Origin of the sequence: Myroides sp. LoEW2-1 (genome assembly GCF_009767705.1) — a bacterium.
GTDB classification, from domain to species: Bacteria; Bacteroidota; Bacteroidia; order Flavobacteriales; family Flavobacteriaceae; genus Flavobacterium; species Flavobacterium album_A.
In genome coordinates this window covers 1-9,999 of sequence record NZ_WSPP01000238.1, presented here as the reverse complement: position 1 = coordinate 9,999, position 9,999 = coordinate 1, and the positions used below count along the sequence as shown (strand labels likewise).

Sequence of the window (9,999 nt, the reverse complement as noted above, 5' to 3'; positions counted from 1 at the left end):
CTGTAGGGAAACGTACTTATGTATTCTATATGTTTAATCTTTTTAAACAAAATAGTAAAGCTGGATGTGAAGATGCTGAACAGATGTATGGTGAAAAATATACTCAGAAAAATGGGAGCATTTTTAAAACCTCTAGTAAGCAAGCTCATATAAGTGCAACTACTTGGATATTTGAAAATGGTTTAGAATACGAAGCTTTAGAATTGGTTGTTCAAAGTAAAACTGATAAAGAAACCAAAGAAAAAGCACTTGAATTATTGACAAATAAATAGAATATGTAATAAAGCATGGGGTTAATAATATAAAGAAAGTAGACATAAAGAAGAGGCTTGGTATAGCTCTATTAAGTAATCTGTTACCTATAAAGTAAAGTATTATTCAGTATTTATGATACTTTACTTTATTTATATACTTACATTTGAAATTTAAGTAAAGAAAAACATAAACTTATGAAGGAGAGAAATTCAGGCTTGTTTTGTATAGTTGCTTTTGATCATATGTTTATTATTTAAAAATGAGTATTTTTAAATAACTAAATTAGATGTAGATAGTTATGAAATACCCTTTTATCGTCTTTGGATTATTTATATTAGTAGGATGTCAACTATCTGTAGAGAAGCAGAAGTATATTGAAGAACGCCAACTTAGTGAGGTGCAAGCAGTGAAGCAAGATAGTATTATTGCTAAATATGCTACTAATGGTGCTCATCAGTATAATTACTATTTAGATATGAATAAGTGGCAAACCAATTTAGATGAGGGGCTTAAGAAGGATAGTACTATAGCTTATCTATGGCAACAAAAAGCAATGCCTTATTTTAAAAATAGGAAGTATGAGGTAGGTATGGAATATTTAGATAAAGCTGTACTTTATGATGTGAAGCGTTATTTGCCTTATCGAGCTTTTATTAAATGTGTGTTCCTTAAAACCTATAAAGATGCAATTGCAGATTTTGAGGAATGTTTATTCCGCTGGGGAGATAGGTATGAAATGGATCACACATATACTTTTTATATAGGGTTGTCTTATTTGCAATTGAATGAATTTGCTACAGCAGAACAATATTTTTTAAGAGCAGTAGAGAAGCAGAAAGAAGTATTTCAGGATATACATCATGTTGATCTGTTTTATCTAGGGATTGTCAAGTATGAACAAGAATTATATCAAGAAGCAATTGACTATTTTGATATGGCGATTAAGGAGTATAAAGAGTTTTCGGATGCCTATTATTATAAAACTCTTTGTCAAGATAAGCAAAAAGATAATGTAGCAAATGATACATTTAAGTTATTCGTGGAATATAATAAGAATGGATACTCTATCAATGAAGCGAATGCTATGTATGAATTATATCCTTATCAGATAAAGCCCAAGAGCCAGCGTTAATTAAATACTACTTAATAGTTATTATACAACAGTGTATTTTGTTACTAATTCAGACCTGTTTTGTATAATTACTGTCTATTGTTGATTTTGGATTAAGAAAAGTATTCAAATTAGTTGTTTTTAGGGGTGCTGTTTAGTTATAATAATATCTACATTTGCTCAAAATATAAAAGGTATGAAAAAAGCATTAATGCTCGTGTGTCTAATAGTGTTAACGATTAGTTGTAAACAAAAGGACTCGGCTACAGCAGGAACTGAAACAGCTGATAATGTAACTGAGATAGTTGTCAGTGAAAAAGTAAATCAATTGCAAAGTGAACTACTTGTTCCGATGGAGATTGTTAATGCAGAGGCTACAGAAGTAACTGCAAAATACGGACTTGAATTTGGAGGAAGTTGTTATGCTTGTGATGTAGCAAATATAATCGTGGATGGAGAGATGATAAATTTAATGAACGCATGTGACCTACATACGCAAATATCCTATAAGATTACTAAAATAGAAGAGATGGATAATGTGATTGTTATACACACTCCTCTTAATGAGTTTGTATTTAAGAGAGTGGATGAATATCCTGTATATCAATTAACAGTGAAAGGACAAGAGATTGATCAAAAGCTATACAGACCAGCGGGTTTCTATACGCTTAAGAGTTTGCTGGAGTCTTTTGAAGTTCACGACTGTGGAGATTTTGAGGGATAGGAGTTGGTTTACACTGACTAATAAAAAGATATAAAAAAAGTCGGAGTTAATACTTCGACTTTTTGTTTTTGTATGTAACAATTTCACCATATAGAATACTTGTCTTGTAGTATAAATTAAATAGAAGAAGAATTTTTTAGATAGAAAGGAATGATAAAATACAGTTATACTATTATGTATGTAGTGGATGTAGAAGCTACTATTCAATTTTATGAACTAGCTTTTGGGTTTGTAAGAAAGTTTGTCACTCCAGAGCAAGATTATGGAGAGTTGATATCAGGAGATACAACGATTGCATTTGCACATATTGATTTAGCCTCGAGTAATTTGAGTAAAGGATATCAACAGGTGAATAAAGAGAAACCTTTTGGGATAGAGTTGGGATTTGTTGTCGATGATGTATTCTTAGCTATAGAGAAGGTAGAACAAGCAGGAGGCACAATACATGAGTCTGTGACAGTAAAGCCGTGGGGACAGACGGTAGGTTATGTGTTAGATAATAATGGTTTTTTAATTGAATTGTGTACGAGTATGTAAAAAGTATCCAAAAAGGATAAAATTGTTTTTAGAATTAGCTGTAGTTTTGTACAAAATACCAATTACTTGTATGAATGATAATTCATTTTTTTACTTTGTAAGGTATTGATATTTAGGTAGTATTGTCATCATTAAATAGTTCGAAATGGTAGTTTGGTCAGGACGTGGTATTTTAGCGTTAATATTCTTTTTGATAGGATGTGTTGTGCCAAGAATTGTATTTGGAAAAGAAGTAAGTGGAGAACTTGTTTTTTCTATAGGGACATTACTTGCAGGTATAGCAACATGGGTATTGGGTGTATTGTGGAATGAAGAAAAGATATTGTTTCACGAAGAAGATAATCAATACTATCGTTATAAAAACAATCACACTTTATTCTGGATACCAATGCAATATATTGGAGTGTTATATCTTATTAGCTCAGTCGTGACAATGTGGAAGGTATCTGTATGGGGGGCTATAGGACTAAGCATCATCGCTGTAATCGTTTTATTTTTTAAGAAGATAAAAGACAGTGACTTATTTTCGTTAGCAGATAAAAAACAAATTGTAAGTAAATTCGATAAAATAGAAAAAGTTGAAGAGAATGAATCAATATGGCAGAATAGATGAAATGCTACTTTGAATCATTCAAGATTTTGATCATTTTTTTAACAAATAGGCCTGGTTTTAAACCAGGCCTATTTGTTTATTCTAATTTTAGGTAGTTGTGATCAAAACTTATAATTACCTTTTTGTACTGAGATAAAATATCTTGACCTATATTTCCGTAATTATAGGGGCCATATACATCTATATTGTTGAAGTCAATCAACATTTCGGGTAATTTGATTTTCTTATTTGTTAGCCAAAACTTTTGGTTTTTGAGCAGATAAAGGTTTTGTGTTTTTTCTTGTGCTCCAGCACTACTTGTTGTAGTAGTTATTTTCTTTGCTTTTGCGCTGATTTCTTCTTTAAATAAATCAAATAGAGGTTTGCTAAATTGACTTTTCTGAGCACCTGTATCTAAATTAAAAGGAAGTTGTTCTCCTTTGTATTTGAGTAATAAGATTGGTCTTAGATATTCAAAATATAAGTTCTTCTCGCTATTGTTGTCTTGTTGATTTTTAGCAAATGTTAGTTGGTTTTTCTCAAAAGTAATTGTACCCAAGTCTTTTGCTATTGGAAATCCAATGATGCCGTGTATTTTATATTTTCCATTGGCAAAAGTAAATGCCTCATCAGGATAAACGAGGAAAACAGCATTAGTGACGGTTAAACTGCCAATCTGTAGTTTTGGTGCAATAGCTAATAGCACCTTATTGTTGACTCCTGTAAAGCTTCTTGCGGTTACGTTATTATCGGGTAAGATTGTGAAGTTCATCTCTTTTGCTAAAGATATTGTAATACAGTTGAGACCTGCTCCTGTATCAAAGACAAAATCTTTTTGGGTGTTTTTTGCTGTTACTTCGATAGTCGTTAGGTTAGCTAAGTCTTTCTGGGCAACAATTTCTACAGTTTTAAAACTGCTAATTTCTTGGTTAGGCACATCTTTTAAAGTAAACCATATATTTAAGTTATTTTGCTCATCACTTAGCTCTTCAGGACTTAGCTTGTCTTTGAAGTTCTCCAATATGTGTTTTGAAGCTAAATAAGCTTGGTTGTAATTGAAAAGTTTGATATTATTTTCACTAGCGAGTTTCCAGTATTCTATCTTTTGTAGGAATAACGAATCTTCTTTTATTAGCTTTTCTAAATACTGTTGAGATGTTTTGGGTTGATTTACACTGCTGTAATATACTGCATCGAAGAAGTATTTGTCTTTTTCTTGATTTGTTTTATTCTTTAAATGTAACTCACCGTATTTGTGTTGTACAACCAATTTGTGTAGGTCTGGGTTTAAATGTATTTGAGCGTTGAGCGTAGAACAGATAATTAAACATAGAAAAAGTATTGTTTTTTTCATAACTATAGGATTGGTAGTGCAATAGTAGTTTATTTTCTATTAAGAATAAGAATAATTTTTATTGACTTAGGGCGTTTTATTATTGTTAACAAGGACATATTTTGTAAATGGTCGTAGATTTGATCGTATAAGTGTAAGCTATGATTTATAAAGGAAGATATAAACATAAGGATTATGACCTGCCCATTGACGTGTTGAATGACGGTAGATATTTAACTGTAAGTATAGGTGATGCAACTTTTAAAGGATCAGAATTTACAGATCTTTGTTATCAAGGAAACGAAGTTATATCGAATAATGAATTTTATTCCGTTACTAAAGATCAAAGGAGATCATTGTGCAATTGTACACTGGAATTGGATATACTTCAGTTTTTGTGTTTTAGTGGTCAAACAGAACAACCCATTCAATTGCGATTAGCAGCTGAAATAGGAAATTATACCTTGGAGAAGCAATCGATAGCTCATGAGGGAATTTGTCTGTCCTTTGATTTAGGTAAAAGTACCTTATGTGGTAAAGGGGATACTATAGAAACAGCATTTGATCAATTAGTGAAACAGTTACCTCAGGGGTATTATTTCAAGAATTGCTATGGTTGTTTGTATGGTGATTACAGTATATATGGAAATAGTGCTTTTGGGACGATGATGTGCTTTAGTCAATTAAAGGAGCATTATAAGAATGTGACAAATAAGATTGAGTATGAGATACTCTGTCAAGAAGAAAAGGATAAGATTGCTATTGTACAAGAGATAGAATTATGTGAAAAATTTGAAGTAAGGGGAGTCAAGGGAGCATTTAGGTAATATGATGAATGATAAGCAGATTGAAAAACAACGCAAAAGGGAGTTAAAGCAACAATGGCAAGAAGAACAACAAAGGTTATTTGAAGAGAGCTTGCCTATGGAGAGAGCATTTTTTACTCAATTGTTTGACGCATTAGATGAGCAACTTGAGATTTGTGGATGTGATCATACGAGTTCGAAAACAGTGGAGATACTGAATAGAATTGATATTAAGAATATTGAAGGTGTGGTAGTGTGGTTAAGAGAGCACGGTGGCTATTGCGATTGTGAGGTACTATGGAATGTAGAGGAGTACTTTGAATAGTTAAACAGAATAATTTAAACAATAAAAATATTATGTATATAGTAAATGTAGATATAGAAACGACAGATCTAAGTAAGAGTAAAGTGTTCTATACAGAAGTTTTGGAATTTGAATTATTGGAGGAGTCCTCAGCGTTTTTTTCAGTTCAGGCAGGGGAAACTATTCTTACTCTAAAAGCAGTAAGTACTCCTGTGGAGATTTATCACTTAGCATTTAATATTCCTTCTTCTCAATTGAATGAGTCATTGAAATGGGCGGAAGGTAAATTAGATTTGATAAAAAATGTCGAGGGTAATCTGGTAACTACTTTTGAGGAGTGGAAAGCGCAGTCTATCTATTTTAGAGATAATGATGGCAATATATTGGAATTCATAGCAAGAGAAGATATACAGTTATCAATTGATGGGCCTTTCAATCCTGCACAAATTACGTGTATTAGTGAAATTGGATTGGTAGTGGAAAACCCAATAAAACAAGCGGAGAAGTTAATAGCAGAATATGATTTATCGTATTTTGACAAGGCTAAACCAACAGAAAGTTTCTTAGCATTAGGAGATGATCAAGGATTACTCATTATGGTAAGTCCTAATCGAAATTGGTATCCTACTTCTATTCCTGCCAAGTATTCAAATCTCAGCGCTATTATAGAATCGAATGAAATGATGATTTCTATTGATAGTCAGGAGCTAAAATAAGAGAAGGAGACTATTTATTAGTCTCTTTTTGTTTTAATAAGGTCTCTCCCCAAGCATTTAATTTCCATAGTACTTCTACTAATTGTTCTCCTAATGAGGTTAGATGATATTCTACCTTTGGCGGAAGTTCATTATAATTTACTTTGTATAATACTCCGTCTTGTTCTAACTCTTTTAGTTGTTGATTAAGCACGCGGCGGTCTACTTTCATAATTCCTTTAAGCATTTCACTTGGGCGTTTATGACCTTGGTTGATCTGCCAAACGATGGGAATCTTCCACTTTCCACTGATTGCATTAACAGCAAATTCAAGTGGACAAATTTTTTCTTCTATTGCTCGTGCCTTTGTATTCATAAAAGTGACTTTTTTATCCCTATGGGGGGAATATATGCGGTATTGTATAGTAATAAACGGATTATCACCTTTGCAAAAATAAGACTTTATTATGAAAGAAATAAAACAGGCATTAGCCGAGGTGACTCAAGGTATGCAAACGCAATTACCTATAGAAGTATTAACAGCATTTGGCGATTCGATAGCAGATTTGAAAACACAAGAATTTGGTAGAGTATCTGAAGTGGGAATGGCGTTTCCTTCTGTCCCAGTAGTTGATGAGAATGAGCAGTTGATTTCCATTGTCGATTTGTTTAAAGGGAAGAAAGCGTTGGTAAGTTTTGTAAGGGGAAGTTGGTGTCCTTTTTGTAATGTAGAGCTTGCTCATCTAATGAGTTATCAAAAAGAATTGGAAGAAAAAGGCGTTGAGGTAATTGTGGTATCTCCTATGAATGTTGCACTCTTAAAGAAATGGAAAGCTGAGATGCAAATGCCTTTTCGCATTGTACAAGATTGGGGATTGGCGATAGGTAAGGCCTTGGGGATTAATTTTGAACTTCAAGATTTTGTGCAACCACATTATGAAGCTTTAGGTTTAGATTTGAAGCTTTTAAATCAGACTGAGAAAGTGGAATTATCAGTACCCGCTGTGTACTTTGTAGACGAAGAAGGGATGATTGGTTATAGATATTTGGACGTGGATTATAGCAATCGCTTAGACCTAAAAAGTATACTGTAAAAATTAAATAGGTTTTGACTTTAGTATTATAATTATAATTGTTAAATTGTGATTAAAATTAATTAAAGTTATGACTAATCGTGTTTTTTTATTTGTATGCGTAGTTTTTTGTTCTCTTATTGCGACTTCGTGTAAAAGTGATACAATAAACACAGATGATATAATGCTGATGTACGAACGAGCATTGTCTGTAGATGATAAGCTTTCAAATAGTTTGCTGGAGCAAATTACACAGGAAAGTGAGTTGGAATATACAGAGTCAAGTATTAGTGTTGTCAAACCAGTAGTCAAAGTATTTAATTGTATTAATGCTATTAAAGATTGGTCTGAAGTATCAACAAAAGAGTTTGCTACTAAGGTTGTGGTTGGTTTAACTACTTTATACTACAATGATAAACATGAAATTCAAAAAATTGTTGTGCGTAAGATAGATAAAGAAATGTTAGATGCTTATTATTTTGATAAGAATCGCATAGCTTTGGTTGTTAGTCAACAGTTGGTGTTTCATGTAGATAGAAATTCCGATGAGTTTAATGTGGATCAGTGTATGTACGTCAAGGAGGTAAATTACTTTATAGAGGGCGAACTTGCTGTAATAACGAGTAATATTGAATCGAGTTTCTCTTTAGCAGAGTATTATATCAAAGAAGTTGATAAGAAGATAAAGGATAAGATAAAAAAATTGAAATCATAATGGATCATTAAATAAAGCTCACTGGGCTTTATTTTTTTATAAGAAAGGAAATGGAAAAAAGGAAAGGAGCTCGATCAATAAAAGATATTCCAGTAGATGTATTATCTGGTTTGAATGCGGGGGAATTGTCAAGTGTTAATTTGACAGAGTGGTTAGCTATTGATCAGCGTGTTTTAGTCAAGAATGTTTTAATCTCTTTGGATAGAGAGAATTATATCAACTGTGTTTTAGATGCCGTAGACGGTTTAGAAAAGAAAACAGTAAACACTATAAATCAGTGTATCGGATATACACTATATCATTTGTCTAATGAAGATAGCGATAGTGAACTCTTTCATTTACTAAAGAATCACAAGAGTGATTTGGTTCGTTGTTGGGCTACTTATTTTATTCATTATAACGAGTCGTTTACTATTGCCGATAAACTCATGGCCATTAGAGATTTTGCTGCTGATAGTCATTTTGGAGTGAGAGAGATTTGTTGGATGGCTGTGCGAGAGGATATTATTGAGCACTTAGAAGAAAGTTTGAGTCTATTGTTTGAATGGACGAAAGATGAGAATGAGTATATCCGCAGGTTTACTACTGAATCAACTCGTCCAAGAGGTGTTTGGTGTAAGCATATAAATGAATTAAAAGAGAAACCAGAATTAGGATTACCGTTGTTAGAAGCGCTAAAAGGGGATTCATCAAAATATGTAAAAGATAGTGTCGCTAATTGGTTAAATGATGCATCGAAATCTCAACCTACTTTTGTTGAGGAAACTTGTATGAGATGGTGGAACTCCTCAGATAAGAGTAAGTCAATGTATGCGTTTGTCATGAAAGCACTGAGAAGTCTAAAAGAAGTTAATATTAAAATTTAGTTATAAATGCTTATGTCCTTTAAAAGGAAAAGGGCTAAATAAGAGGGGCTAATAACTGCTATTAATTGTCAAAACTTTAAAAAGTATCCTTTTTGGATAAAAAGTGTTAAAGGAAAGGAGGGGTTGTAGATGTTTTATTTGTTATTTTTGAATAAAATATTGTGAATAATGTATGTTGATTCTTCGTATTTTTAATTTATTATTACTAATTAAGTGAAATATGTATTATTATTAAATAAAAATAACTTTAATTGCTTTAAGTTGATAATTGTATTAAAAAATAACTTATTGTGTACTTATGTATTAAAAATGTGTGATTATTTATCTTTTTTAATATAAAAATCTTTGATTTTTCTTTGTGAATGCTCGTTTATTGATAGAGTCTGAAAACGAAAGCTATATTGTGTTGAGAACTAATGTTTTACTATCTTCGCTTGTGAAAAGAAAAATTAAAATTTGTTGTTTATGAAAGCAAAAGTACAGTACAATGACTTCGTAGGAAGTGTAGCAGCTGATATCTCAGATACAATCGCTGCAAATAAGGGGAATTACATTAGTAGTATAGGCGACTACTTTAATGTAGATAGTAACAAGTTTAAGGTAGTAGGAGTTTCATTGACAGGTATACACAATTTTGAAATTGTTTTGATTTGTGTTGACCTTGAAAGAAGCACTCCTTTGAAAGATCACGTTGTGAAAATGAAAATGGATCTTGATGCTGAGGGACAAAAGAAAATGCTTGATTTACTATTTAAACGATTAAATTTTGTATTGTTTGATTCAGGAGAAGAGAAGTATTCTGAAGCTAATTGCGATGAAGTTGTTAACTTCGAAGATTTTCACCAGTTTGATTATGATGAAAATTAAAAGAATAAATAATTAAATGCATTAGCGTCCGATAAAAATTAAAATCACTTCTTTTTTATTTTTATCTAATTGGTTTTCATTTCATTGTGCTTTTTATTTTTTCGTTTCTCAAAACTAAGCT

General features: G+C 31.9%; 14 protein-coding genes. 12 read left to right on the top strand and 2 right to left on the bottom strand.

The features are described 5' to 3' along the window. The 5 genes from GOQ24_RS12745 to GOQ24_RS12725 all read left to right on the top strand — a co-directional run. Positions 1-272, top strand: a 272-nt coding sequence (locus GOQ24_RS12745; RefSeq protein WP_160339851.1) for a hypothetical protein, incomplete at its 5' end; no start/stop codon positions are given. Positions 273-553: 281 nt separating this feature from the next. After that, a complete protein-coding gene (locus GOQ24_RS12740; protein ID WP_160339850.1) occupies positions 554-1,387 on the top strand; it encodes a tetratricopeptide repeat protein in 834 nt (277 codons plus the stop codon). Positions 1,388-1,562: 175 nt separating this feature from the next. Next, positions 1,563-2,090 carry a hypothetical protein gene (locus GOQ24_RS12735; RefSeq protein ID WP_160339849.1) on the top strand — a complete coding sequence of 176 codons (528 nt, stop codon included), beginning with the start codon at positions 1,563-1,565 and terminating at the stop codon, positions 2,088-2,090. Positions 2,091-2,240: 150 nt separating this feature from the next. After that, the gene (locus GOQ24_RS12730) at positions 2,241-2,627 is read left to right on the top strand and encodes a VOC family protein (protein WP_243731274.1); all 387 of its coding nucleotides are present in this window, start codon (positions 2,241-2,243) and stop codon (positions 2,625-2,627) included. A gap of 145 nt (positions 2,628-2,772) precedes the next feature. Next, positions 2,773-3,240 (top strand): hypothetical protein, encoded by a 468-nt coding sequence (locus GOQ24_RS12725; RefSeq protein WP_155092841.1) that lies wholly within the window; start codon positions 2,773-2,775, stop codon positions 3,238-3,240. Positions 3,241-3,316: 76 nt separating this feature from the next. Here GOQ24_RS12725 and GOQ24_RS12720 read toward each other — a convergent pair whose 3' ends face one another. Then, positions 3,317-4,573, bottom strand: a complete 1,257-nt coding sequence (locus GOQ24_RS12720; RefSeq protein ID WP_160339848.1) for a retropepsin-like aspartic protease — start codon at positions 4,571-4,573, stop codon at positions 3,317-3,319. Positions 4,574-4,713: 140 nt separating this feature from the next. On the opposite strand from GOQ24_RS12720, the gene GOQ24_RS12715 reads away from it, so the two are divergent. Genes GOQ24_RS12715 through GOQ24_RS12705 form a run of 3 tightly spaced genes read left to right on the top strand, consistent with a single transcriptional unit; the run spans position 4,714 to position 6,378 of the window. Beyond that, on the top strand, positions 4,714-5,379 hold the full coding sequence (locus GOQ24_RS12715; RefSeq protein ID WP_160339847.1) for a DUF6304 family protein: 666 nt from the start codon (positions 4,714-4,716) through the stop codon (positions 5,377-5,379). A 1-nt stretch (position 5,380) separates the two neighbouring features. After that, complete coding sequence (locus GOQ24_RS12710) at positions 5,381-5,683, top strand: DUF2695 domain-containing protein (protein ID WP_230381546.1); 303 nt, start codon at positions 5,381-5,383, stop codon at positions 5,681-5,683. A gap of 32 nt (positions 5,684-5,715) precedes the next feature. Next, positions 5,716-6,378 carry a VOC family protein gene (locus GOQ24_RS12705; RefSeq protein WP_155092844.1) on the top strand — a complete coding sequence of 221 codons (663 nt, stop codon included), beginning with the start codon at positions 5,716-5,718 and terminating at the stop codon, positions 6,376-6,378. A gap of 10 nt (positions 6,379-6,388) precedes the next feature. Here the strand turns inward: GOQ24_RS12705 and GOQ24_RS12700 are convergent, their stop codons facing one another. Next, on the bottom strand, positions 6,389-6,733 hold the full coding sequence (locus GOQ24_RS12700) for a winged helix-turn-helix transcriptional regulator (RefSeq protein ID WP_155092845.1): 345 nt from the start codon (positions 6,731-6,733) through the stop codon (positions 6,389-6,391). Between the two features lie 91 nt (positions 6,734-6,824). On the opposite strand from GOQ24_RS12700, the gene GOQ24_RS12695 reads away from it, so the two are divergent. The 4 genes from GOQ24_RS12695 to GOQ24_RS12680 all read left to right on the top strand — a co-directional run bounded on the left by GOQ24_RS12695 (position 6,825) and on the right by GOQ24_RS12680 (position 9,878). Then, complete coding sequence (locus GOQ24_RS12695) at positions 6,825-7,451, top strand: redoxin family protein (RefSeq protein WP_155092846.1); 627 nt, start codon at positions 6,825-6,827, stop codon at positions 7,449-7,451. Between the two features lie 70 nt (positions 7,452-7,521). After that, the gene (locus GOQ24_RS12690) at positions 7,522-8,145 is read left to right on the top strand and encodes a hypothetical protein (RefSeq protein ID WP_155092847.1); all 624 of its coding nucleotides are present in this window, start codon (positions 7,522-7,524) and stop codon (positions 8,143-8,145) included. Between the two features lie 50 nt (positions 8,146-8,195). Continuing rightward, positions 8,196-9,011 (top strand): DNA alkylation repair protein, encoded by an 816-nt coding sequence (locus tag GOQ24_RS12685; RefSeq protein ID WP_155092848.1) that lies wholly within the window; start codon positions 8,196-8,198, stop codon positions 9,009-9,011. A 465-nt stretch (positions 9,012-9,476) separates the two neighbouring features. Continuing rightward, entirely contained in the window at positions 9,477-9,878 is a 402-nt protein-coding gene (locus tag GOQ24_RS12680; protein ID WP_155092849.1) for a hypothetical protein, read from the top strand. Positions 9,879-9,999 lie beyond the last annotated feature (121 nt).